Source organism: Paenibacillus sp. 7541 (assembly GCF_002276395.1).
GTDB lineage: Bacteria > Bacillota > Bacilli > Paenibacillales > Paenibacillaceae > Paenibacillus_AQ > Paenibacillus_AQ campinasensis.
Map to the genome: position 1 here is coordinate 22,701 of NZ_NQLZ01000043.1, position 24,849 is coordinate 47,549.

The following is a 24,849-nucleotide window of genomic DNA, read 5'->3' on the forward strand; positions in this document are numbered from 1 at the left end:
GTGGTTATTTCGAGCGATAAGGTCATGGCGATTGGGACTAATACCACTTTTATTGGATTCGTTCTCCGCGATCGGTTGCTTGCTGGCGATACTGGCTTGGACTCATGTTCTCCTGATCTCGGAACACCTTGATAAAATATTTGGCCGTCTGATAGCCGACCCTCTCCGAAATTTCAGAGATAGGCAGCGGCGTGGCCAGCAGCAGCTCCTTGGCCCGCTGGACTCTGCGCCGGGTCAAATACTCACTGAAGGTGAGCCCCGTCTGTTCCTTAAACAGCACGCTGAAGTAACTGGCGTTCAGATGCAGATGATCGGCTACCTCCTTCATGGACATGCTCTCATGCAGATGCTCATCCACATATTTAAGCGCCTCCTGGATCTGTGCGCTGTATACCTTCTCCTCCTGCACCGTCTCCAGCAGCTTGGGGTCCACCAGCTGCTCCATGCGCTTGATCCGGTTCTGCTTCTCCTCACGCACCAGGGCCGTCTCTACAGCCTGCACCAGCTTCCCCTTGTCGAGCGGCTTCAGCAAATAATCAACGACGCCGAATTGCAGCGCACGTTTGGCATAATCAAATTCGGAATGTCCGGAGATGACAATGACTACCGGCGGATTCGGCGCCTCGCTCAGCTTCTCGATCAGTTCCAGGCCGCCGATTTCCGGCATGCGGATATCGGTGACGACCAGGTTCGCTCGAAGCTCCGGCAGCATTCGGAGCGCCTCCACGCCGCTTGCGGCTGTCTCGATCCGGCAGCTTCCTGCCGACCAAGCTTCCAGCGTCTTGCGAATCCCTTCCCGTGTTCTCGGCTCATCGTCCACAATCAAGATCGTTTTCATCTTATTTCCCCCTTGCCATCGTTCGGGATTTCAAAGGAAACGGTCGTCCCGCTTCCCTTCCTGCTCTCTACCTGCAACGCGTTGAGCCCGCCTTGCTCAGCGCTGTAATACAGCCCGATTCTGCGGCCGACGTTGGCGAGCCCGACTCCGCTTCCTTTGGATGATTCGGAATGCCCTCTCTCCATCGCCTCATACAGCTGTGCCAACGCCTCCTCATCCATGCCGGGCCCGTCATCCGAGACCGATATCCGGGTATATCCCGGCTGCGCCGAGGGCTCGACGCGCAGCACAACCTTCCCGGGCTCCAGCTTCTGCTCAACACCGTGCAAAATCGCATTTTCCACCAGCGGCTGAATCAGCAGCTTCGGAATCATGATTTTACGGCATCTGTCGTCCGCCTCGATCCGCCAGGATATGCGGTCGAGCAGCCTCATTTTCATAATGGTCAAGTACCGCTCCGCGTGCTCCAGCTCATCGGCGATGGTGACCCATTCGTCCTCGTCCTTCCGGTTGATGACATAGCGGAACAGCCCCGACATCGCCACCACCACCTGAGCCAGCTCCTCTTCTCCTTTCTCCTCAAGCGCCCAGTAAAACGCTTCCAACGTATTAAAAAGGAAGTGCGGATTAATTTGCGCCTGCAGCGCTTTCAGCTCCGTGCGGCTCTGAATAATTTCCTTCTGATATACAACCTCAATCAGTTCATTAAGCGAATCCACCATCTGATTATACGTATTGTTCAGTTCATTGATCTCCATCGTGGAAGAGGTCGCTTTGTTCGGCTTCAGCGTCCCGAAGCGCGCCCCGCGCATCGCCTTGATCAGCTGCAGAATCGGCCGGGTAATCATCGTGGTCAAGATGAAGCTGAATACAAGAAACAGCAAGGCGCCTACAGCCCCGGATACCAAAATCGAGGTCCGCAGCACCGAAATCCCTTCGGTTGTATAATCCACCGGTGTCAGCATCACAATCCGCCAGCCAGTCGCTGCCGACTGTTTGTGCACGGATATATAATCCTCCTTGCCCAGCGTAAGGGTCTCTCCCTCTCGCTCCAGAATATAGGCCGGATCCACATCCTCATGGAAATTGGAGGCAATCATATGTCCCGCCTGGTCATAGAGCAGCATGGCTTCCCGAATATCCGAGGCAGCGCTGGTGTCGGTCAGATCGAAATAGCTCTTCTCCATCCGGACCAGCAAATATCCTCCGTGTGCAAAAGACTCATCAATCAGCCGAATACGCCGCAGCGCGATGACCAGATCCGGTTCCTTCGGGTCCTGCCCGAACCAGTACAGCCGGCCTTGCCCGCTGTCCGCAAGCGCAATCCACTCGCCCGGCACCCGGCTCTCCAGGCTGCCTTCATCGAGCGGGAACAGGCGCCGGTAATCGGTCGTATAGATTTCCATCGAACGAATGCCTGTCGCGTAGGCCTCGTACTTTCGCACCTCCTGCTGCAAAGACTGGCGCTCGCTGAAGCTGATCGGTTGCCCCTCGGTCTCTTGTGTCAAAAAGCGCTGCACCGTCGCGTTCGTGCTCACCTGTGCCGACAGCGTATCCACCTGCTTCAGGGAAGCATCCAGCTTGCCCGCAGCCTGGACAGCGGTCTGCTGAATATGCCGTTCCGCACTGTTCTGAAGCAGTACCGACACCTGGTTGTACACAAAAAAACCGACCAGGGCCAGCACAATGACCATGACCAGCATAAAACCCAGAAAAATTTGATTCCGGAGCGTATTGAAACTCCCAAATCTGCCCAGTCTGTTCATCTCTTCCTTCTCCTTCCCCCTGCTCCGTTGCCGCCCGGCCATCTGTCATCCCATTGCGCGGCCAAGCTCTTACCTATATAGCGAATCAGCACGCGCTTGGGATACATCAAGGCCCTTCGCCTTTGCCTGGTTTATTAAGCCAAGCATCATCGCTATGGCGTTAGCCGAGCTGCTGGCTCACATCGGATACAGCTCCTGATGGCGCTCCAGCACCTTTTTGCATTCTGTGCACAGCCCGCTGACCACTCCGGCATCATTCGCATAATAGGTCAGCTTGCGGCGCTTCCGGCAGCGGCTGCATGGCTGAGTGTCCGCGCTTCCTGACCCTTTGCGCTTTCCTTGCAGCGGGACCACTGTGCCGGATCGGCGCTTCCTGCGTTTTCTTCGGTCCCACAGCACCGCGCCTATCGCGATAGCCCCTATGAACACGGCGATGCTGATCCAGAGTCCGGTATGTATATCCATATCACTTATCCTCCCCATGACGACCTGCCTGTGCTTGCCTGCTATACAGAGTACGCTTGTGAGCACACTCCGGATGTAATTTACAATAACTTACATAAGTCTAGCAAACTCGGGGTGACATTTCTACCTTGGGCATAGCATCCTTGAGCTGATAATGCGGTAAGAGCCCATTTAACCGCCATCTACGCACCTTCACCTGTGCCCTTACATAGAATGAGTTGACTGTATCCCTTAACCTTGTTAGACCACACATACCCGGGCAAGGAGGGGTGACACCATTGAAGGGAAACGACCATAACAGCAAGTTCTTGTTAACCCACCGTGAACGCGAAGTGTTTGAATTGCTCGTGCAGGACAAAACGACTCGCGACATCGCCGGGCAGTTATTTATTAGCGAAAAAACGGTGCGTAACCACATCTCCAATGTGATGCAGAAATTGAACGTAAAAGGACGTTCGCAAGCTGTCGTTGAGTTGATAAAACTCGGTGAATTGAAGATCTGACATCATGTCGGTGCCGGTTTATGGACCGAACACGGCGAAAGCCTTCTTTCCCAGCAAGAACGGGAAATAGGAGGCTTTTTTGTGTTTGTTTCAATGAAAAGAAAATAGCTCAAACTTATAGTATTTCCCCTTGCTTCCTGGTCCAAGTTCGACTATGATGAAGGGGTAAAAATTATTTTCTTTTCAAGTTTTCATATTAATAAAATAATTTTCATAACAAATCTCGTCACCCGCTCGGATCGGGTAATGAAGGAGGCCATTTGATGACACCGATCCTGCATATTATCTCCGTGGAGAAGGACTCCCTTCCCCGTCAGGAAAGGCGGCTGGCCGAATTCATTCTGGCAAACCCCTCCAACATTGTGAACATGGGGATTACAGATCTGGCGGCTGCATGCGAGGTCAGCGCTGCGACGGTGACCCGCTTCTGCAAGAACTTTCAGTGCAAGGGGTATCCTGATTTCAAGGTGAAGCTGTCGGCTGAGATCGCTCATGCCGAAATGGCATCCAAAATGGGTAACACCCGCTATCAGGATATCGTGGCCGGCAAGAATCTGGCCGACATCGTGGAAGCCATTGAGTCCAATCACCTCACCTCCATCCGCGACACCACGCAGCTATTGGACCTCGGACAACTGGAGCGTGCGGTGAACGCCCTATGCGGCGCCAAACGCATTGATCTCTACGGGGTTGCAACCTCGTCGATTGTGGCACAGGACTTCTATCAGAAGCTGGTACGGATCGGTAAGAACTGTACTGCCTTCGCAGATTCCCACATGCAGATTACGTCAGCTTCAACGCTCTCCGAGGGCGATGTGGCGGTTGCCATTTCCTATTCCGGGGAAACCCCGGAGACGATTGACGCACTGACCTGTGCCAAAGACGCCGGCGCCTTCACGATCAGCATCACCTCCTACAGAAGCACCCGGCTTTCCAAACTGTCGGATATCCCGCTGTACTCCTCTTCACTGGAAGAGGGGATGCGCCGCGGGGACATGGCTTCCCGAATTGCGCAGCTGCATATTATCGATATTTTGTTTATGGGTATGGCCAGCCGTGATTTTTCAACATATGTTCCGCGTCTAGAGCAGTCTTATCTGAATGTTCAAAACTACCGCAAGGGCCGAGGAGGACAATAATCATGAATATTTACACATTTAAGGACGATGAAAGCTTTGTAGAAACCGCCGCCAGCATCATTTCCAGCCTGGTGCATATCAACCCCCACGCCAAGCTCGGATTGGCTACCGGAAGCACCCCGGTAGGTTTGTATGCCAAGCTGATTGAGATTCACCGTAAGGGACTGGTCAGCTTTGCCGGCGTAACCACCTACAATCTGGATGAGTATGTCGGCCTGCCAGAGAATCATCCGGAGAGCTACCGTACCTTTATGAACGAGAAATTCTTCAATCATATCGACATCCCGCTGGAACAGACGCATGTGCCTAATGGCAATGCGGAGGATCTGGAGGAGGAATGCCGGCAGTATGACCAGATGCTCGATACATACGGGCCGGTCGATATCCAGCTTCTGGGACTTGGACACAACGGCCATATCGGGTTTAACGAGCCGGGAGACAGCCTGAGCGGAGCAACCCACCTGGTTGAGCTTCAGGAAAAGACACGGACAGCGAACGCAAGATTCTTCCCATCGATTGATGATGTCCCAACCCATGCGATTACAATGGGCGTGGCCAGCATCATGAAGGCTCGTCAAATTCTGCTGCTCGTTCGCGGAGAGGACAAGGCGGAAATTGTGCACCGTGCGCTTAAAGGCCCAATCACTACCCAATGTCCGGCATCGCTTCTGCAATGCCACCCGAATGTCGTGGTGCTGCTGGATCAGGGAGCGGGGAGATTGCTGGTATGAGTACATTCAACAATTCGGTTCAATTGCTGTACGGGAACGTCCTGCTGCCCGATGGACTGGAGCAGGACGGCGTCCTTGCCATCGGCGGGGATTTCATCCTCTATGCCGGACCCGTCTTCGGACTTCCGGAATCGATTCGCAATGCGGCAGGCGAGACGCTGAAGCAGCCGGATGGCTACATCATTCCCGGCTTTATCGACATCCATGTGCATGGCGGCAACGGCGAGGACTTCATGGATGCAAGCCAGGAGGTGCTCGACAAAATCACTTCCTTCCACAGCTCCCAGGGTACCACCGCGATGCTGGCCACAACGATGACCGCGCCTAAAGCAGCGATCGACCGCGTGCTGAAGGAAGTGAACGCTTATCGCCAGCAGGCAATGCCTTACACACGCCTGGAAGGCGTTCATCTGGAAGGCCCATTCATCAGCCCGAAATGGCCGGGTGCGCAAAATCCGGAGCATATCGTTCCTGCCAACATCGATTGGCTGGAGGAGTGGGAAGCTGCTTACCCGGGGCTCATCCGCCAGGTTACGTTAGCGCCTGAACGGGAAGGCGCCTTGGAAGCCATCGCATGGCTTAGCCAGCACGGCATCGTGGCTGCACTTGGCCACACCGATGCCACCTACGAAGAAGTGGAGGCCGCTGTGGAGGCAGGATTAAGCCACGGGGTTCATACCTTCAACGCGATGACAGGACTGCATCACCGCAAGCCTGGCGTCGTAGGGGCCATGCTCAGTGATGACCGCATCAGCTGCGAAATTATCGCTGATGGCATTCATGTTCATCCGGCAGGCATCAAAATTTTGACGCGTACGAAACAAGACGGCAATCTTATTATGATTACGGACGCTATGTCAGCCGCCGGCATGCCCGATGGCGAATACACGATCGGTGATCTTCCGGTCATTGTAGAGAATGGTATCGCAACATTAAGGGATAATCGCAGCAGTCTGGCCGGCAGTACGTTAACGATGATTAAAGGCTTCCAGCTGCTGACCCAAACGATCGGATTAAGCATTGAGGAAGCCTCCAAAATCGCGAGCTTGAACCCTGCACGCAAAATCGGGATTGATCGCCAAACCGGCAGCCTGGAACAGGGAAAACGGGCCGATGTGCTGCTGCTGAACTCGGAGCTGGAGCTCCGTGGCGTATGGATACAGGGACAGCGTAAGCATTAATGACTTCCCCTGCTTTGCTGAATCGTTATGTTCAGTAATATATAGACTAAAGGAGCTGCCTGCTGGTGAATTCACCCGCGCAGCTCCTTTATTTATTATCGTTACCTGCCGTTCCGGTTCCCGCCAAACCAGCCGTCATCGCGGTCGTTATGAATCAGTCCGCCTTTGGCACGATACTCATCGGCATCGTTCGCATTCATCGGGAATACGCGGTTAATCCAAGATTCAAAATCGTGAGCCAGCGTTCCTGTCGTGTTCTCAGGACGGTTGTTGTTCGCATATCCTGCCGAATGCTGATAAAAATCAGGATCAGAGGTAACATATACTTGTTTGATGTGTGGGGCTGTCTTCTGGATTTTGGTTGTAATTTCTTGACGCACATGGTCTGGAACTTGATGTTGAGCTCCCATATTATTACCTGTGCCATTAGTACGGGTACCCATAAGGCCATTGCCACGAGCACCGTTCATTCCCATTAGACCATTACCGCGGGTGTTGTTCGCTGTGTCAAAACCAGTACCGCCAAAGCCGCCGCCGTTCGCCGTTCCACGAACCCCGAAACCGCGAGTATCGTTGTTGTTAGCGGTCATTCCGCGCAGCAATCCGACAGTGCCTGTACCCGAGGTTCCAAAAGTGCCGTTGCCGGTTCCAGCTCCGGTATGGTTACGGTTGTTCATTGTACCCACACCCGTACCGGCACCTGTTGTCCCTCTGTTCATTCCATTGACGCCACCGCTAGCACCCGTGCCTAGTCCAGCGCCGTTACCAAGCCCCGCACCATTGCCAGCTCCGGTGCCCATGCCCGTGCCATTGCCCTGATTGGACAAGGCAACATAAGCGCTGCGATTCGTAACAAATACGTGAGCCGGACCTGCCCCGCTGATGTCGGACACCTTCTCAGACAGCTGTCTGCTATATTTCAGGTTCGTCAAATCATGCTGTCCTGCAGTCATACCGCGCGTGTTGTTGTTGACACCGACGCGACCTTGGTTCCCTGCATTGTGCATCTGTGTTCCGTTGCCGTCGGTGTTGCCGCAGCCTGCTACAGCGGCCATGCTCAGCAGCAGGGCTGTGGAGACGGTCAAATGAAGAGCTTTCGATTTGATCATGAATTCATCCTCCATCTCTGTAATAAGTGTATGAACATTGTTTAGGATGACCTCACCGAAAGAGCGGTATGCTGAAAGGTTTTGACATGGAAGCTAAGGGCTTCTTATTTGTACAAAATAAAAAGAAGACCCTGTATCTAGGGTCTTCCTGTATCGTCCATTCCAGTCTTGCGACGAGCGTACTCCATAATATCGGAAAGCGACTGTTCAAACGGGATCCGCGGCTGCCACCCCAGCGTATCCAGTGAACCCACTTGGTCGCCGCTTCTTCCTTTATTAAGAGCGTCTGCGGATAGTGGCGCGCTTTCAGGCCCCCAATCCATCGGGACATCGACCTTGGCTTCAGCAAGCAACTTGGCCGCGATCTCGCCTAATGTATGCTCGCTGCCTGAAGAAATCGGGTATGTTCTTCCAGGCGTGCCCTCGGCAAGCAGAACGGCATAAGCCGCTACAGCATCTCTTACGTCAAGAAAATCGCGGGACTCATGCCTTGAACTAATCCGGAACATGGGCAGCGATTTCCCCTGTTCGCATCCTACCACATAACCCGCAAGCAATGTGCAGAAGCCTGCCGATTCCCCTGGACCGATCAGGTTGGACGGTTCCGCCAGAATGACGGGAAGGCCGTACATGGCATGCCACGCGGTTGCGACCCAACTGCCGAAGGTTTTGCTGAGGCTATAGGGATGCGGCGCCGCCGCCGCCCCTTTGGCCGGATCAATGCTGAGGCGGGAGCCCGCGATCACGATGCCCGCGTCCGGACGATGTTTGCGCATCGCCTCCAGCAAATAGACCGAAGCCATCACATTGCTCTCCATGTAGCTTGCCGGCTTATGCCAAGACTCGGAGGCTGAATTTTTTCCGGCCAAATGCAAAACATAATCGGGACGAGTATGCCGGATCATCTCTTCCACTTGTGTTTGATGATCCAATTGGCAGCCCCAAGGCTTGATGCCTGGCATATCCTCTAAAGCCGAGACATGACGGGCAACAGCGACAACGTCACAGCCCTGCTTCGCGAAATATTCGCAGGCGTGGCGCCCCGTGAAGCCGGCTGCACCTGTAATGAGCAGTTTTTTTCCTGTTAATTTGTTTGTTGCCATTCGTACATCTCCTTGAGCATAGCCGGATAATCTGGAACAGGATAGGCGGCATCAAGCCGGGTGCTGCGCAGCGTCCGGTCCTGAACGACATCATCCGTTGGAACGATGATCACGTCATCCTTGCTCCATATATCCTGAAACAATCGCAGCAACTCATATTTGCTAAGAGGATTCGGCGATGCCAGATGGATCAGCCCCCCGACATCTTTAGTCATAAAAAAGTCGATGGCTTTCGCAAGCTCCAGGGTCGTGACGCCGTTCCATTTGACAGCACGATAGCCGGACACCTCACCGCGTTGCTTCATAAACCACTGGAACAGGCCGATGCCGCTTTGGCGGATTTCCGGCCCGATGATGGATGTGCGGATCGTGAGATGATTCGGATCATCGATTTCCCCAAGCGCCTTGGTTACCGCGTAGGCGGACACGCCATCGGGAAGATCATCTTCCCGATAGCCTCCCTTCGTGCCGAGAAATACACAATCCGTGCTGATGTGGATGAGCCTTGCGGATATTTTATCTGCCAAGTAGCGCAGACGATGCGGGAGGAAGCCGTTGACATGATAAGCATTGATTTTGTTCTCCTCAGCCGCCTTGTTCAGAATGCCTACTGCGTTGATGATGATATCCGGTCTGACCATTCTGACCACATGCTCCACCGCATTCATGTCGAGAACATCCAGCACGAGCCCTTCGGGATCATGCATATCCCTGGTCGTGTAAAACACATGATGCTTGCCCGTTGTGCGAAAATATTCAACAAGCACATGGCCTGCCATGCCGTTTCCCCCGAGTACGAGCAGCTTCATGACAGGAAACCTCCTCGTTTCAGAAGCTCCCGAATTTCATCCTTGCTCATTAAATTATGCTCAGAGCTGAAGCTGTTAAAGGAAACTTTCGGCAGGCTGGCATACCGGTCTTTCAGATCCGGAATATCGAGCGTCGGGAGAATTACCAAATATTCTTCATCATACACGACCGTTGTCATGCTTTCAAAATCACTCATCAATATTTCGTGAATCTTCTCGCCAGGACGGGTTCCTGTCTCAACAACCTTCACACCGGACTTCCCGGAATCCTCAATCAACACTTCCGCCAGATCAATAATGCGGCAGGTTGGCATCATCATGACAAATATTTCGCCGCCCACGCTCTCAATGGAAGCTTTAAACAGCAGCTTGATCGCATCCTTCAGCGTCAGGAAGAATCGTGTCATATGCTGATCCGTAATGTTGATTTGCCCTTTCTGCTTGATCTGATTCATGAAAACATGAACGACACTGCCATTTGTACCGAGCACATTTCCGCCACGTACACAGACAAACTTGGTAGTCGGGCTGAGCAAGTTGGCGTATACAATCAGCTTCTCGCCAATCGCCTTCGTCATTCCGTAGAAGTTCGATGGATTGGCCGCTTTATCTGTCGATATATAGATGACTTTTTTAACGTTGTTTTCGATGGCTGCCTCGATTACATGCTGAGTGCCCACGACATTCGTCTTCAGAGCTTCATAAGGATGCTCTTCACACACCGGAACATGCTTCAGCGCCGCCAGATGGAAGACATAGTCCACATCCTGGCATGCAGCCGTCAACGCTTCTTTATCCCGAATATCGCCGATACGGAAGGTCAGTCTCGGATCCTCAAACTCCCGATCCATCGCGACCTGCGTAGCCTCGCTTCTGGAATAGACGATAATCTGCTTAGGGTTCAGCGGGAGCAGCTGGCTGATCAGTTCATGTCCCCAGGAACCCGTACCGCCGGTTACCAAAATCCGTTGATTAGTGAACATTCACTTTCCCTCCAAGCACAAATTTTACAACCGTTCTCGATACATTCTCCGCCATGTACCCTTCCGGACATTTCCAGTCCCGGCTCAGTGTTGTCATCAGCTTCACTGCGCCATGAATGCGCTCTGCGCTCAACCCGGATACGATATTGCTGCCGCAGTCGACCGTTTCCGGACGTTCCGTCGTACGACGAACCGTCACGGTTGGCACATGCAATATACAGCATTCTTCCTGTACCGTTCCGCTGTCGGTGATTGCGCACAGCGCATCCTTCTCCAACCGGACAAAATCAAAAAAACCGAACGGCTCATGAAATTCAATCAGCGGGTGAGGCTTGAGCGGCTGGTCACTCGACAGGCGTGAAGCGGTTCGCGGATGCAGACTTGTAATCAGCCGGCGACCGAACGTTTCGGCGACCATATTCAGGCCGTTCAAAATCTCCCTAAGATGCTCCGGACGGTCTACATTCTCAGAGCGATGGGCGGTGACCAGAAAATAGTCCTGCGGCTTCAAGGACAGCTTCTCCATTACCGTGCTGCTTTGAATGCGAGGCTCATAGTGCTTCATCACCTCATAGATCGGATTGCCTGTCACGACGATCCGGTTGTTCGGAACGCCTTCGCGGAGAAGATGCTGCTTGCTGTACTCCGTATACGGCATATTGATCGAGGACACCGCATCAATGACCTTCCGGTTTTTCTCCTCCGGCACATCCAGGTCAAAACAGCGGTTCCCCGCTTCCATATGCACAACAGGATAGCCCAGGCGCTCGGCCAGCACGGCGCACAGCGCGCTGTTCGTATCCCCCAGAAGCAGCACGGTGTCAGGCTGCTCCTGCTCCAAAATCTGCTCCATTCTGCTGAACATGACAGAGAGCTGAGTGCCAAGTGTTGCCTGTTTGTTCTGCAGCACATAATCGGGACCGCGCAGCCCCAGCTCCTTAAAAAACACGCCGCTGAGCCCAGCCGTGAAATTCTGACCGGTATGCACAAGTACGTGGCGCTCCGCATACTGGTCCAGCAGCGGAATAATAAGACTTAGCCGAATGATTTCCGGCCGGGTTCCAAGTATCGTTAACACTTTCATCTCTGCTTCTCCCTCCTGGCCTGCATCCATAAGAAGTATTGGTATTAAGCCTTTCGCCGCCGGATGGGATGATGGCGACGCTTGCGTGCTCGGGCCTGCGACCGGGCAGGTCGAGTGCGGCTTCTGCGTCTTTCCCTTCGGATATCGTGGCGACGAACGGAATTCCCTTTCCTCTTCTTACGCTTGCCTCTTCTCCCACTGGAAGCGGAAGGCCTCGCCTCAACCTTCGTTCCAGCGGCGACCGGCGGCCCGTGGAACCATCCAGGCTGCTCGGACAGCCAGCGCGCGACGATGGCATTAAGCCGGGCCCGGTAGCCCTCAGGACCGTAGGCAGCGATGACCTGGTTCCGATTGTGCGCGCCTAGGTCCTTCCCTTGATCCGGCAGATTCAGAATCGTCCTTACCCGATCTGCGAGCATGCCGGCTGAACCAGTCTCAACAAGGAACTGCCCGGAGCCTGCGGCACGTAGCACCTCCCCCAAGCCTCCGGCGTCGTAAGCTACGACCGGCTTTCCGTACAGCAATCCTTCCAGCGCTGTCAGGCCGAAGCCTTCCGGCACCAAGCTTGGAACAACGACGATATCAAGCCCGCAATACACCCTTCCGATGTCGCCTTGCGCCTCAAGGAAAATAAAGCGGTCACTCGCCCCGTACGCCTCAATCCGCTTCTGACACTGCTTCTCGTATTCCGGACGAAGCGCATCTCCAACGACGAGAAATACGGCGGCAGGAAATTCATCCTTGATCGATAAAGCCATGTCGATAAAATGGTGTACCCCCTTGCTCTCCATCCGGAAGGAGGTGATCATCCCGATCAGCGGAGCGTGGCTGCCGATTTGAAGCTGGCTGCGAAAAGAGTGTCTCAGGGCAGGCCATTCATCCGGATGATGCTCCTGCTGTTCTCGCCATGACGGAGGAAGGATCGACATTTTGCTCTGTCTGAGTTCAGGCGGAAATCGGGCTGCCACCGCTTCGGATATACAGATCATCCAGCTGCTGTAACGATGGATCAGATCGGTTGCAAGGCTGGTGCTCCCGTTCTGCTCTATCGCCTCGGTCAGCTGCCATATGACCGGAATATCCAGCCGGCGTGCAGCCGCCGCCGGCATAAAATGGACGCAGGTGTTGACAATAACAAGCCTCGGCGCCTCCTCCGCAATCCAGTTCACCAGTTGGCTGAACGCTGGTGAGCTTTGCATCTTCACAGCCTCGCCCGTCAATCCGGGATAGGGGCTGTACATGCGATGGAGCAGCGGCAGCTTGTAAATTTTGACCTCAATACCGGACTCCCGGGCAAGCGCAGTAAGACGCCCTTCTTCCGGAGCAACCAGAACGCAGTGAAAGTAAGGGAGCAGCTCCTGGCAGAAGAATAGAAGCAGCTTCTCCGCTCCCGTAATGCTTGCAGGATTCGAAACGTGTGAGAAAATGAGCAATTTAGGTTTAAAGGTCATCGGTTAATCCGCATCAGCAATCGCTAGGCATCGGCAGTGCCGGATGCGATTCACCTCCTTATCAGCCAGTTGAACACTTCAATACCAGACACAGGGTGGCTCGAGTTTAGCGCCATCTGTGTCATCTATTTCCTAAGGTCCGTCCCAGCGTCTTCGACTTCCGTCACGGGAAAATGATCGAGAGCATCTGGTTCAGCCGGTGCGCGTAAGTGTGCTCCCGGAAGGTCCGCTCAAGCGCCCGAAGAGCGATCTGCTTTCGTGCAGCCTCATGTACGAGGTAGTACTGAACCTTTTCAAGAAGCTCCTCTTGAGAACTGTAGGTTTCGATCTCGACTCCCGGGGTGTAAAACCGTGCCAAATCATCGCGAACATCGCACAGCTGCAGTGTTGCACAGGCGTTAATTTCAAAGGTCCGCGGATTCGGCGAGGCTGCCGGGATGTTCATTCTGTTCTGATTGATCTCACTATCATCGGGAGCCCGATGCAGGTTGATGACGATTTTAATGTTGTTGTATACGTCCGCTGTTTGGGCAGGGCCCATCCATTTACCGATCTCCATCTTGTTTTTGTACTGTGTATAGCCCGGGAATTTATCCCACCAATTGCCGTTTATGACCGTATTGTGACGCATCAGACGATCCATGATCGGTCTGAAAAATTGGATCCGCTTCGGATATGCTGTACCGACAAAGCCGATTTCCCGGCGCGGAGCCGCCGGCTTCACGACCGGGCGATAATGGACCGGATATGCTCCGAAAGGCAAATAATGCACCTGTGGGCATCCCATATTGCGATAAAAGTCCACACAGTGAATCTCCAGGGTGAACACGTAATCGTAATGAAGCACCCAGCCCACCGTCATGTCCGTATAATAAGGGTCATCCGTCATCCAGACGGCGGTTCTGATGCCCATGGCCCGCACCGCATCCATCTGTTCAGGCGGCAGATACATGCCGTCCAGAACGAGCACAAGATCTGGCATTGTGGTTCTGGCAATTTCGGCTATATTCTCCCTTGCGTTGGACATGGTCAGTTGAGAGACCATCCCTTGCAATGTAGCAGCAATAGCTTCATCAATGGGGGAGTAAGGAAAGCCTTTCCCCGAACCGATAAACAAGACATGCAAATTTCGCAGTGGCGGCGCATAGGCCAGCCGATTCACGATCCCCTGCGCCTTTCCACGGAAATAGCCTTCCTCGTATCCTGCTTGCAGGCCAACACTCCGACCTCGCTGATAGGAGCTGGCTGCGCCGCTGCGTAGCGCTCTTCGCGCCAACAAACCAGGCATTCGTTTCACTCCTTCGTATGATGGTAGTGACTGCTTACTTCCTCGCAGCAGCCTCTTGAACCGAGAGGATATCAAGCAGCCGGGGCAACCGATGAGCATAGGTATGACGGGACAGAGTGGTCTCAAGCCCCTTCATCGCAATGCTTCTGCGATGCTCCTCATGCGCCAAATAATAGGCCAGCTTGTTCTTTAATTCCTGGACCGATCCGAAGGTCTCGATATCAACGCCAGGGGTGTAATAGACCGACAGATCCTCCCGAACATCCGTAATTTGCAAAGTTCCGCAAGCATTGATCTCAAACGTGCGCGGATTGATCGAGCGGCCTGCGATATGGAGCGAGTTGCGGTTGTCTTCCCCGTACTCACAAGGTCTGTGCAGATTAATGACCATTTTGGCCCCGTTATAAAATTTGACCGTTTCCGCAGGCGGGATAAATCCGCTATACACAAACGGGGACAGCTCTTTATAACGCGCCAGCCGCTGCCAGAACCCCCCGATGATCCGCACTTTCTTCCCTTTAAGAAAAGGAGCGAGCGCATCAAACAAGGCTGCCCGATTACGAAAGGCGTTGCCGATGAAGCAAATATCGGATTGATACGCTGGACCGGCATGCACCGGGCGGAACAGCTCGGGATGCACGGCAAGGGGCAAGTAATGGACCTGCCTGGCCCCCCGCTGACGGTACAGCTCGACACAGCTGAGTTCATGTGTGAACACATAGTCAAAGTGCAAACACAGCCGGCTCGTATCCTCCGTGAAATACGGGTCATCGACAAACCAGATGGCCGTCCGAATCCCCCTCTCCCGGAGCTGCTGCATCTGAAGCTCGAAATGATCAGGGAATACATGGAGCCCGTTCAGGATCAGAACGACATCCGGCTGCTCGCGTAATGCAAGCTCCGTGATGCTGCCTGGTGTGCCGATGATCAGCTCGCGAACCATAGCGCGAAGACCGCTGATAATTCCATCATCAATGGATTCAAAGCCTTGCGGGATATACACCACTTTCAGATCGTATGATGGGAGAGCCGGGCCTGCGATGCGTTCCAGCAAAGCCTGATACCCTCCCAATCGGTAACCCTCGCGATATCCGGACTGGTAGCCCTCCAGATGTCCTGCTCTTCGTGCCAAACTCACCATCCTCACCTGTCTTTAGCGAGATTTCTAAGGTTCATATAACTATATGCCGCGAGGACGGATGCATCATGGACGGTTGTCTTGGAGAGTGGGAATTTGGCGGATGCCCGTACTTATGCGCTTATGTTCAGCATGCTGGGGAGTTCCGCCGCACGATAAAAAGCGGTCCTTGCGAGACCCGCTCACAAAGACCGCCATATCGTTAAATTCTATGAAACACACTCATTTATTCCGGTGTTGGTTCTTCTTGCACTGACTCCTCCGGCAATGGATAAGGGATTTGTCCATCTTCATAGCCTTGAGAGAAGCCTGTCTTAAAGCCCTCGTCATAGGCTTGGTTAAACCCTTCGCCGTAAGCGGCCGTCGGCTGCGGATACCCGCTTTTCCCTTGTTTCCCAACCGCGCTGCCGTGACGTCTGCCTACCCGGCGCCGTCTGGAATGGGCTGGCTTGGCCACAAGCCGGCTTGCCTTCCGTCTTTTGTGTCTGGTCAGGGCGCCTCTTTTGCCAGCCCCTTTGACCCGTTTCCCATTTCGTACGCCTGATCTGATTTTCATGCTGTTTTCCTCCCCTATAGATCAATGATGCTCCGCGGCGGCTCTGCGCTCCGGCCCGCACGCGGAGGACAACCATGGTGCTGCCGGGCTGCCGGTCTTGATCCGGTTCAGCGAAATGCCTGTCAGCATCTCCGTCATGACAGATTGGTAAGCCGTGAGAACCCGAATATTCTCCGCCAGCTGACGGGCGGTAATGTCCGAATGCTCCGCAATGTCCGCAATGCTGCCCAAGATGCTCGCCAAAGCCTGTTGACTGCTGGCGATCGACGAAATCATGGCGATCTTTGCCGTCTGCTCCTGCTCCAGTCGCGACATCATCCGTCCGATTCTCCAAAATCAAACTCTTCAAAGCCGCCTTCGCCATCCTCCTGATCCGAGGTGCCCAGAATAATCCGCAAATTCCGGCAAAGCCCCGAGCCGATCCGGGTCAGCCCTTCAATCTGCTCCACGATCTGATCATGCAGAGCTAGCGGTTCCTTCAGCCCCTCTGCTCCAAGAGCTTGGTTGGACAGAACCCATTGGCAAACTTTCTCCGCTTCGACAGCCTTGCCCTCCAGAATAAGAGAGGTTTCACGCTGAATGACAACCGCTGCATCCAGCATCTGCATCAATGATTCTACCTTGCTCAATTTGATTCCCGCCTTTGGTCCCCCGGCCTGTGTTCCGGTTTATTCTTCCTCGGTACCCCCGAGCTCCTTCATGACCACCTGAAGATTGTCAGCAGCTGTCTGCTGAAAATCAGCCATCGCATTCAAGTAAGCTGTAATGCTCTTGTTCACTTGCTCCGCCTGTCCCTCCGACCGCCTCGTTCCGGTTGTTCTTGGCGTCTCTTGGCTCGGCAGGGAATGTATAATTTGAGCCGCCCGGATTGCAGCATGTCGCTGGGCTTCCAGAATTCTCGCCAGCTGCTGCTGGGAACGGGATAGATGCGATAAAAAAGCGTTGACTTGACTCTCCATCCTTAAGCTCACCTTCACTTTAATTTGTTGATTTAGCATATGCGGGCACGCGAGACACGGTGCTATAACGGTTGGTCGGGCTTCACATTCCCTTGGGCCAGCCTAAATGTCACCATCCCCCAAATTTAATGATGAAGCACAAGTCCATCCGCCCCGCAGCAGAGCCGATTGGACGACGGAACCTGCAACAGCCATGCCAGCATACTGTTCCGAATGGAAGCCTCAGATTCATTCAGATGGCCATACATATTCAGCGCTTCACGCCGAATCAACAAGCAGCTCGGTGCTCCCTTGATCACCCCCTCCGCACCCGACGATGGCTTCGGCTCGCCGTAGCCACCCTCCAGACCCAAGGAGTCCTCCGCCTGATATACGGCATGAACGGCATCTCCTCGCTGAAGCCGTGCGGTCATCGGATGAAGCCAGCCTTCCCGGACTGCGGCGCCGGAAGCAAGCACAGCGACCATCTCGCCCCGGGCAGCGCGAAGCGCCTGATTAACGGCCGTGATGATGCTGCCATCAGATGACTGGATGTACCGCACCGCCGGGCTTCGAGCCAGGTTACGGCTTCCTCCTGCTGCGCCTGAGATGGCAACCATGAGTTCATAAGGCTGAGGCGTACACGCCTGGAGCTGGCGGATGATGCTGCGATGCGGGATGCTTCCGTCCGCCGGGATAACCAGGCTCACGCCTGGATAGAGGCAGGAGCGATCCTTCCGTCCGTAGCGCACACCTAGTGAATAGCCTGCCCGGAATCCGGCCTCATACAGCTCCTCAGCTACGGGTGGCAGCCCTCGGGAGGAGCGGGCCCGGTTCATGGCAGAACATCCTTCATACGAGTGGCCGCTTCCTGTAAAGATTCGAATGTTCCGGCATCACACCACCATTTCTGCAGCAGTTCATACTTCAGCTTGCCTTCGGTGGCGTACAGATTGTTGACGTCCGTAATTTCAAGCTCCCCCCGCTGGGACGGATGAATTTTGCGGATTTTCTCAAACACCGAATCGTCGTACATGTAAATGCCGGTAACGGCATACTGACTTTGGGGATGCTCCGGCTTCTCCTCGATATACAGCAAGCTCCCGCTGCCATCCTCTGCAAAGACCGGGACCCCGTACCGATTCGGATGATCCTGCGGACTCAGCAGAACCATCGCCGATCCTGCCGGCTGCTTCATATATGAGCGAATATAGGGAGTCAGCTCATCCTGGAACAGGTTATCTCCCAGAAGAACGATGAATTTGTCCCCGGGGGATACAAACCCGTTCGCCAGTTCAAGCGCCTCAGCAATGCCGCCAGCCTGGTGCTGAACCCTGTACGTCAGACTGACCCCGAAATCTTTTCCATTCTCCAAATATTCCGCGTAAAGTCCGAGGGAGCGAGAGCCTGTGATCAGCAGAATCTCGGTCACGCCTGCCTCGCGCAGCTTGCTTATGCCATAAGCGATCATCGGATGCTTCCCCACTGGAAGCAGGTGCTTGTTAATATACTTGGTGAGCGGAAGCAAACGGGTGCCATTCCCGCCAGCCAGCAATATGCCCTTCATGATGCACCACCTCTCTCATCGATGAACTGTAGTGGATCCACCTTCCATTTGTTCAGGAAACGTCTCCGATTACGTTCTACAAGCTCTCTGAATCCGCTTGGGAACCGGTGCCGGAAGCTTGCGCTGCCCTCATGATGAACCAGAACATGATTGGCAACCAGCAATCTGAAGCCTGCAAGACGAGCGCGATAGCAGTAATCGTCATCTTCGTAATGTCCGGGCGAGTAAAGCTCATCCAGCCATCCTATCCGCTCCATGACTGATCGCTTGAACAGATAACATAATCCGACGATGCGCCTAACTTCCCGCCAGTCCTGAGCCCCCGGCGCGTTCCGGCGATCCGCTTCGGATACAAAACCCGCAAGGTCGCTGTATCCCACCTCGACCTGCTGGATACCGCTAGCATAGTTCGTTACCGGCCCCACAATCCCGACATCCTCGCTGCTGTACAAAGCGTCTATGAGTCCGGACAACCAGCGTGGAGACACGTAGACGTCATTGTTCAACAGCAGAAGATTGTCCCCCCTGGCCGCTCTCATGCCCCAGTTGCACGCAGCGGGAAAGCCCAAATTATGCGGCAGGGAAATCAAGGTCAGCTTCTCCTGGGTGCAGTACGCGCCGGTCCCGTCATGAGAACCATTGTCGACCACAATGATTTCATAAGGGACATCCGTATAGGCTCGAATATGCTCTACACAGGTCCGGAGCAAATGCAGACCGTTGTATGTCGGGATAATAATGCTCGTCATTCCGTTCATATCCCATTCCTCCGCAAAGCCAGCTCCTGCCGGGACACCTGTCCCCAGTGCAGACGGCTCCCTTGTTCCTCCATCACTTCCGTTAATGCTTCAATATGATCACCGATAATTTGCCCGGGATCTTCCTGACCGGAAAAGCCGCTTCCGGTTCGTCCTGCTGCATCCACCGCATGAACCGCTTCGATGCGAAGCCCTCTCTGTATCGCTAGCGCCAGCGCCTTCGGCGGAACCGTCAGATTCGCATATCCGATCACATCCATGGCCCGCCTGCTGAGTGCATGCGGTAGCACCGTGAGCGCATTCGCCCCGAGATCATCACGCCCCAGCATCCGGTTAAGAAAGGCCTGGCAGCGAACCGTTTCAGTCTGCTCGGCAAAAGGAGGAAGCTGCGAAGTTATGTCATTCAGGGCAACCTCCACCCCCCGATCCGCCGCAGCAAGAAATCTATATAATTGCGGGGCAGGCACCGGCAAGTCCCCATTCAGGAACAAAACGTAGTCCCCTGTGCTCGCCCTTGCTCCAAGTGCTCTTGCCGTATCCAGACCTGCCTGTTCCGGAAGATGAATAATGATCACGCCCTCTACGGCTCGAGCTGCGCTAAAGCTGTTATCTTCGCTTCCATCCAGCACCACAATCAATTCATGAAGCGGCAGCTGCTTCAATTGCTGAAGCATGCTTGTGATCGTTGCCGCATGATTTCTGGCCAAGACAACAGCGGAGACCCGGGCTTTCACCGATGGCAGCGGCCCGGTCCCAAGCCTGCCCTTGCTGCCTCTGGCGCATCCACGCCGGAAGGATTCCGCAAGCTCAGGCAGCCATGAGTTCAGCCGGAGCCCCTGAAGACCGGTGGTGGCAAGCCAGTGTTCAAAAGCGCGCGGAGACAGCCTCCCGCCGCGTCGAAGCGCCCTTCGTCCCGCAGTATATCCGGCATACCAAGCCCGTCGCTGCCAACGCTTCTTCGGCGCGCTCCGGCGCAGGCCGGAGCCCTTGGGGCGTGACTGGCGTGCCTGCCGCTGGCTTCTCCCCCACGTTTTTTTCGTTCTGTTCAGCCGCTTCAATATGCTCACCTCACGAGATCTCGCCGTCTTTCTCCATTGGAAAAACCGCCGCGCGGTCCGCGTTGCATGGCCAATTCGTAGAGCGCCTCCAGATGATCTCCAAGCACCAGCCTCTCCAGCGGATCAGCTCCAGCGGAACGGCCCGGATTCCTCTTGCCCACTTCGACGCTGTGGACCGTCTCTACTCGCAAGCCTCTGCACACTGCAGTTACCATCGCCTTCGGGGGAACAGACAGCGCCTCCGCCCCTATAACCTCCAGCGCCTTCCGGCTTAATGCATGAGGAATTGCCGTCATGGAGGCTCCCATCAGGTCCGATCTTCCGAGCATCGAGTTTAACGTGAATTTAGCGAGAATTACCCGGTGCACAGGCTGTCTGTGAATCGGTCCGTTATAATTGTTTAACGCAACATCCACGCCGGATTGGACAGCGTAGACAAACGGCTTCAACTCTTCAGCAGATATCACCATATCACTGTCAATGAATAGAATAATCCCGCCCTTTGCTTCCCTTGCGCCGATGCTTCGACCAACATCGTGACCGAGCGGTTCGGGAAAGGACAGCACCCTGGCTCCCATACGCGCTGCAATTGCCTCTGTCTGATCCCTGCATCCATTGGCAACGACGATCACTTCCGACTGGGGATGCACCGCCCCTGCCTGGGCAAGAACCGCCCCGATCCGTTCTGCCTCGTTCATTGCAGGGACGACAACCGATACAAGCGGATCTGGATGGTTGCGTATGGGAACAGGTTCCTCCCGCATTATCCCCGACAGTCGAGCAGACTTCCCCGCTTCATCTGCAGATGCTGCCGCACGGGGCTTTTCCCTTTTGATGGCTCGGCTGACAGCGAATGCAGGCTTGGTTGTCAAACGTGCCAATCCTTCGGTTGATCGTACTGACCGCCGTATATACCGCAAACCAGGTTCCTCCCTTCAGCTTTCAGGGTCATTTGCTTGTCGGCAATCTATGCTATATTATGATGTGCCGCTCACGGCGTAACGGCTTCTGTGTAGTTCTTCTCTATGAAAGCCAGCAGAAATGATAAAAAAGCAGGGAGTTGTCTTCTCCCTGCCTCTAACTCATGACCAGCCGACTGCAATCCAGTGCAAAAGCCCCTTCTCTTCCCCCGAACCCTCTAGTCTGCGGACTCCGACGACCGCTTGCCCCGCCTCTCTGGACAATACCCAAGCATGAAACCCAGGGCTGCTGCTGGAGCAGATCAGCGTATATTCGTTGTCTGCGTATCGTTTCTCAAACGGAATCGCAATCTCCAGAACTTCCTCATCTGCCGGAAAGGCGAAGTCCATACATCCAAATTGCTGCAGCAGAGGTTTGCCCGCAGCACCCTGTACCGGATTGAACGACAGATGCTCCGGTTCTACAGAAGCGAGAGCGATCTTGGATATCGATTCGGGGGACAGATGGATGCTGTGAACCGCATAGTTTTCAATCGCTTCGCTCCGGACGCTCCGATGCTGGAGATGCGAAGCATTGACCGTGTCCTCATACAGCCTTGCATACATGCGCCTCCTGCCAGGCTCCGCATCAGCCGGCGCCCTGAACCTCCGCTGCTTGGCAGGACCTGCGTGATGCCGGTAAGGTCTTCCGCTGCTTCTTGCCGCAATCCTTCTGGCCTTGTTCAAATGAGCTCTCTCCTTACGCTATATTCGTTGTGACCATCTTATTCCAGGGACAGGGCGCCTGCCACCGCTATTCGTTAGCTAGATTCGCTGCATCAACGAGACCCACCGCTCTGCGGTGTGATCCCATCTAAACCGCTGCCGTACCGACTCATGGGCCGCCATGCCGATGCGCTGGCGCAGATCCTCGTCATCCAGCAGCCGGTTGATGTAGTCGGCCAGTCCGGAGGGCAAATTCTCGCCTGGCACCAGGAATCCGTTCACACCATGTTCCACTATTTCAGGTATCCCGCCGGATTCGGCGGCAATGACCGGAACCCCGGTCGCCATTGCTTCTACATTAACGAGCCCAAAGGCCTCCCGGGCCGAAGACGGCACGACAACCACATCAGCCAGGGCATACCAATCGGCGATGGCAGGGTACGGGATGAATGGCCGGAAAGCAACCCAGTTCTGATAGGGCTCCGCCGAGGCCTTTAATTCCCGCACATAGGCGGTTTCCCGGTCGGAGGAGTAAGCCGCGCTTCCGATAATAAGCAGAAGCACCTCGGGATGTTGCTCGATAATGCGAGGCAAAGCCTCGATTAGATGGTGAACTCCCTTATCCGGGATGAGACGGCCAGCAAACAGGACGATCCGTCTTCCCTTCCAGCCCATATCCTCCAGCCTGGCTTCCTGAAGAGCCTTGGCCGCTGGACTGAAGGGGGGCGTGAAATGCTCCAGGCTCGCGCCCAGATGGTTAATCGTTATTTTATCGGCCAATTCGGGATGGCGGGAAGTAATGTCTTCGTATAGAAACCGGCTGTTTACGACGATTGCATCCACCCAGCGGGCGATGCTCCCGAACCGCTCACGGCTCATATATGGAGGGCGAATAAACGTATTGGAATGAAGATTCAGCACCATTTTGATATCGGGAAGATGCAGCTTGAGCCGCTGGGCAATTACGGGTCTGTTATGAACCTCAACCACATCCGGTCTCCACTGGCGAAGCCTGCGCAGCAGCGACGGATAGTAGGCTGCTCCCGCTGGCAGACGGTAGCAAGGCACACCGTTAATCATGCCTTTGGGTGGAAGACCCTGTCCAAGCACGCCAAAAATCCGCACCTCGACCGCCTCCCGGGCGAGTGGAATCGTCTGTTCCACAACGCGCTCGACCGAGCTGCTCCTTCCCGAAGGAATCACAAATGATCCAGGCGTTACAACCGCCACCTTACGCATTCCCATCACTCCACATCATTCTGATCATACAACAGCATATACCGATGGACCTGTCATTGGTGACAACCGTCACAGGAATCTTGTCTATCCGCATGCTTGTTCAGAGCAAACCAGGTTCGCTCAAGAATAGGCAATCCCCTCGCGACACCCGTCCACCCGCGTCAGGCAACCGCTGAATAAGCTGTTTAGGAGCAATCGACTACATGAAAGTGGTGACAAGGAGGATAACCATGCATCCGGATTATGTCGGCATACTGCTCAACAACAACCTGTATCGCAGATTATCCGGCGGTAGATCGGCCAGATTGTCCCTGAAAAACTATGAAGAAGCAGCTGCCATGTACGGGCTGGTTCCTTGTTTTACAACCATCGATCGTCTGTCTCCGGAGAAAGGCACCCTCATCGGCTGCATTCCTGCCGAATCCGGCTATGTTCAAGTCCAGATTCCGATCCCGCGCGCCATTCATCTGCGTGCCATCTACACTGACAAGCGGGCACTCTCCATCATTGACCGGTTAATGCATCAAGGCATCTATGTTTACAACGGACGAACTCGCTATGGCAAAGATGTCATCCACCGCATGCTAGGGGAAGATCCCGAAATGCTTCCCGCGCTTCCCCATACCGTCCGTGCGACACCGATGTCCATCCGCGAGATGATCCACCAGCACGGCGACCTCGTGCTGAAGCCATGCAGCGGCAGCGTCGGGATTGCCATTATGCGGCTTCGGGCCAGCAGCGGCAAGTATTATCTGACGTACTCCCGCTCCGCTCCCTCTGCCAAGGGATGGCGGACCGTGCGGGTATCCGCCGCGAAACTGCACCCGCTTATACACCGCCGGATATCACGAGCTGCCTTCCTCGTTCAGGAACGCATTCAGCTGGCTGAGTACGAGGGGCGTCCCTTTGATATCCGGGTTACCGTTCAACGGGGAGGCTCCGGAGAGTGGGAAGTTACCGGCATGTTCGCCAAAACGTCCCCTCCGCGCACATTTGTTTCCAACATTGCGCAGGGGGGCTCTGCTCATCTGGTGCCGGACATTCTCGCGAAGAGTCTGCCCTATATCCCTACAGCGCTGATGCTGGAGCGGCTGGTCCAGTTTGCTCTGCATACCGCCCATACGCTGTCCAGACATATTCCGTTTGCCGCCGATTTCGGCCTGGACATCGGGGTTACGCCGGATGGAAAGCTATACTTTATAGAATGCAACGGATGCGATCAGCGCTACGGTTTTTTAGAGGCAGGGATGGATGAGACCTGGAAGCAGTCCTACCGAACGCCGATGGCCTTTGCCCGCTATCTGTATGATCGCGGAGCCTGGCCAGCGATGTAGGCATTGACGCGGGTAAAGTCATGGCCATGGCTGGACAAAAAAATGAGCGATCCATCGTCGTCTCTGAACGATGGATCGCTTCTGAAGTTGGCTATTAGAGCAGCATCCGGTATGGATTGCTGTACCTCTTGCATATAACGCCAGTGCAGTAACACGAATGCTTGTAACGCGCTGATGCACGTAACA

Annotated in this window: 27 protein-coding genes; 5 read left to right on the top strand and 22 right to left on the bottom strand. The window is 54.6% G+C overall.

All coding sequences use genetic code 11. The features are described 5' to 3' along the window. Window positions 1-49: 49 nt before the first annotated feature. From CHH75_RS21875 to CHH75_RS21885, 3 genes are all read right to left on the bottom strand, one after another. Window positions 50-838 (bottom strand): response regulator transcription factor, encoded by a 789-nt coding sequence (locus CHH75_RS21875; RefSeq protein ID WP_095266917.1) that lies wholly within the window; start codon window positions 836-838, stop codon window positions 50-52. Further along, window positions 835-2,604, bottom strand: a complete 1,770-nt coding sequence (locus CHH75_RS21880; RefSeq protein WP_095266916.1) for a cache domain-containing sensor histidine kinase — start codon at window positions 2,602-2,604, stop codon at window positions 835-837. The genes CHH75_RS21875 and CHH75_RS21880 overlap by 4 nt, the downstream gene beginning before the upstream one ends. Before the next feature lie 177 nt (window positions 2,605-2,781). Continuing rightward, entirely contained in the window at window positions 2,782-3,069 is a 288-nt protein-coding gene (locus CHH75_RS21885) for a hypothetical protein (RefSeq protein WP_095399151.1), read from the bottom strand. Window positions 3,070-3,347: 278 nt separating this feature from the next. On the opposite strand from CHH75_RS21885, the gene CHH75_RS21890 reads away from it, so the two are divergent. The 4 genes from CHH75_RS21890 to nagA all read left to right on the top strand — a co-directional run bounded on the left by CHH75_RS21890 (window position 3,348) and on the right by nagA (window position 6,623). After that, on the top strand, window positions 3,348-3,572 hold the full coding sequence (locus CHH75_RS21890; protein ID WP_046678368.1) for a helix-turn-helix domain-containing protein: 225 nt from the start codon (window positions 3,348-3,350) through the stop codon (window positions 3,570-3,572). 263 nt (window positions 3,573-3,835) lie between these two features. Beyond that, the gene (locus CHH75_RS21895) at window positions 3,836-4,711 is read left to right on the top strand and encodes a MurR/RpiR family transcriptional regulator (protein ID WP_095266795.1); all 876 of its coding nucleotides are present in this window, start codon (window positions 3,836-3,838) and stop codon (window positions 4,709-4,711) included. Between the two features lie 2 nt (window positions 4,712-4,713). Continuing rightward, window positions 4,714-5,442, top strand: a complete 729-nt coding sequence (gene nagB / locus CHH75_RS21900; protein WP_095399153.1) for a glucosamine-6-phosphate deaminase — start codon at window positions 4,714-4,716, stop codon at window positions 5,440-5,442. Continuing rightward, window positions 5,439-6,623, top strand: a complete 1,185-nt coding sequence (gene nagA / locus CHH75_RS21905; protein ID WP_095266791.1) for an N-acetylglucosamine-6-phosphate deacetylase — start codon at window positions 5,439-5,441, stop codon at window positions 6,621-6,623. Before nagB ends, nagA begins: the two co-directional genes overlap by 4 nt. Window positions 6,624-6,724: 101 nt before the next feature. On the opposite strand, the gene CHH75_RS21910 is transcribed toward nagA, so the two are convergent. From CHH75_RS21910 to CHH75_RS22000, 19 genes are all read right to left on the bottom strand, one after another. Further along, window positions 6,725-7,732 (bottom strand): YhcN/YlaJ family sporulation lipoprotein, encoded by a 1,008-nt coding sequence (locus CHH75_RS21910; protein ID WP_095266790.1) that lies wholly within the window; start codon window positions 7,730-7,732, stop codon window positions 6,725-6,727. Window positions 7,733-7,869: 137 nt separating this feature from the next. Further along, entirely contained in the window at window positions 7,870-8,835 is a 966-nt protein-coding gene (locus CHH75_RS21915) for an NAD-dependent epimerase/dehydratase family protein (protein ID WP_095266787.1), read from the bottom strand. Further along, window positions 8,817-9,644, bottom strand: coding sequence for an SDR family oxidoreductase (locus tag CHH75_RS21920; RefSeq protein WP_095399154.1), 828 nt, complete (start codon window positions 9,642-9,644; stop codon window positions 8,817-8,819). Before CHH75_RS21920 ends, CHH75_RS21915 begins: the two co-directional genes overlap by 19 nt. Next, a complete protein-coding gene (locus CHH75_RS21925; RefSeq protein WP_095266783.1) occupies window positions 9,641-10,627 on the bottom strand; it encodes a polysaccharide biosynthesis protein in 987 nt (328 codons plus the stop codon). The genes CHH75_RS21920 and CHH75_RS21925 overlap by 4 nt, the downstream gene beginning before the upstream one ends. After that, on the bottom strand, window positions 10,617-11,711 hold the full coding sequence (wecB, locus tag CHH75_RS21930; protein WP_095266781.1) for a non-hydrolyzing UDP-N-acetylglucosamine 2-epimerase: 1,095 nt from the start codon (window positions 11,709-11,711) through the stop codon (window positions 10,617-10,619). Before wecB ends, CHH75_RS21925 begins: the two co-directional genes overlap by 11 nt. Window positions 11,712-11,755: 44 nt before the next feature. Further along, complete coding sequence (locus CHH75_RS21935) at window positions 11,756-13,162, bottom strand: glycosyltransferase family 4 protein (RefSeq protein ID WP_095399155.1); 1,407 nt, start codon at window positions 13,160-13,162, stop codon at window positions 11,756-11,758. A gap of 163 nt (window positions 13,163-13,325) precedes the next feature. Further along, window positions 13,326-14,450 (bottom strand): glycosyltransferase family protein, encoded by a 1,125-nt coding sequence (locus CHH75_RS21940; protein WP_095399156.1) that lies wholly within the window; start codon window positions 14,448-14,450, stop codon window positions 13,326-13,328. A 34-nt stretch (window positions 14,451-14,484) separates the two neighbouring features. Then, the gene (locus CHH75_RS21945) at window positions 14,485-15,591 is read right to left on the bottom strand and encodes a CgeB family protein (protein ID WP_095399157.1); all 1,107 of its coding nucleotides are present in this window, start codon (window positions 15,589-15,591) and stop codon (window positions 14,485-14,487) included. Window positions 15,592-15,814: 223 nt separating this feature from the next. Next, on the bottom strand, window positions 15,815-16,144 hold the full coding sequence (locus CHH75_RS21950) for a hypothetical protein (protein WP_095399158.1): 330 nt from the start codon (window positions 16,142-16,144) through the stop codon (window positions 15,815-15,817). A 21-nt stretch (window positions 16,145-16,165) separates the two neighbouring features. Further along, complete coding sequence (locus CHH75_RS21955) at window positions 16,166-16,462, bottom strand: hypothetical protein (RefSeq protein WP_095399159.1); 297 nt, start codon at window positions 16,460-16,462, stop codon at window positions 16,166-16,168. Continuing rightward, complete coding sequence (locus tag CHH75_RS21960) at window positions 16,459-16,773, bottom strand: alpha-helical endospore appendage domain-containing protein (protein ID WP_095399160.1); 315 nt, start codon at window positions 16,771-16,773, stop codon at window positions 16,459-16,461. The genes CHH75_RS21955 and CHH75_RS21960 overlap by 4 nt, the downstream gene beginning before the upstream one ends. A gap of 39 nt (window positions 16,774-16,812) precedes the next feature. Continuing rightward, a complete protein-coding gene (locus CHH75_RS21965; protein WP_095399161.1) occupies window positions 16,813-17,103 on the bottom strand; it encodes a nucleoside-diphosphate sugar epimerase in 291 nt (96 codons plus the stop codon). A gap of 125 nt (window positions 17,104-17,228) precedes the next feature. Further along, window positions 17,229-17,921, bottom strand: coding sequence for a glycosyltransferase family A protein (locus CHH75_RS21970; protein ID WP_095399162.1), 693 nt, complete (start codon window positions 17,919-17,921; stop codon window positions 17,229-17,231). Beyond that, window positions 17,918-18,649, bottom strand: a complete 732-nt coding sequence (locus tag CHH75_RS21975) for a sugar phosphate nucleotidyltransferase (RefSeq protein ID WP_095399163.1) — start codon at window positions 18,647-18,649, stop codon at window positions 17,918-17,920. Before CHH75_RS21975 ends, CHH75_RS21970 begins: the two co-directional genes overlap by 4 nt. After that, the gene (locus CHH75_RS21980; RefSeq protein WP_095266764.1) at window positions 18,646-19,407 is read right to left on the bottom strand and encodes a glycosyltransferase family 2 protein; all 762 of its coding nucleotides are present in this window, start codon (window positions 19,405-19,407) and stop codon (window positions 18,646-18,648) included. Before CHH75_RS21980 ends, CHH75_RS21975 begins: the two co-directional genes overlap by 4 nt. Further along, window positions 19,404-20,474: a glycosyltransferase family 2 protein gene (locus CHH75_RS21985; protein WP_255223095.1), complete on the bottom strand. Its 1,071-nt coding sequence runs from the start codon at window positions 20,472-20,474 to the stop codon at window positions 19,404-19,406. The genes CHH75_RS21980 and CHH75_RS21985 overlap by 4 nt, the downstream gene beginning before the upstream one ends. Next, window positions 20,471-21,229 carry a glycosyltransferase family 2 protein gene (locus CHH75_RS21990; protein WP_095399167.1) on the bottom strand — a complete coding sequence of 253 codons (759 nt, stop codon included), beginning with the start codon at window positions 21,227-21,229 and terminating at the stop codon, window positions 20,471-20,473. Before CHH75_RS21990 ends, CHH75_RS21985 begins: the two co-directional genes overlap by 4 nt. 318 nt (window positions 21,230-21,547) lie before the next feature. Beyond that, entirely contained in the window at window positions 21,548-22,111 is a 564-nt protein-coding gene (locus CHH75_RS21995) for a WIAG-tail domain (RefSeq protein WP_095399164.1), read from the bottom strand. 78 nt (window positions 22,112-22,189) lie between these two features. Then, complete coding sequence (locus CHH75_RS22000; RefSeq protein WP_095399165.1) at window positions 22,190-23,335, bottom strand: glycosyltransferase family 4 protein; 1,146 nt, start codon at window positions 23,333-23,335, stop codon at window positions 22,190-22,192. Between the two features lie 224 nt (window positions 23,336-23,559). Here CHH75_RS22000 and CHH75_RS22005 point away from each other — a divergent pair, with 224 nt between their 5' ends. Next, entirely contained in the window at window positions 23,560-24,663 is a 1,104-nt protein-coding gene (locus CHH75_RS22005; protein ID WP_095399166.1) for a YheC/YheD family endospore coat-associated protein, read from the top strand. The last annotated feature ends 186 nt before the right edge of the window (window positions 24,664-24,849 follow it).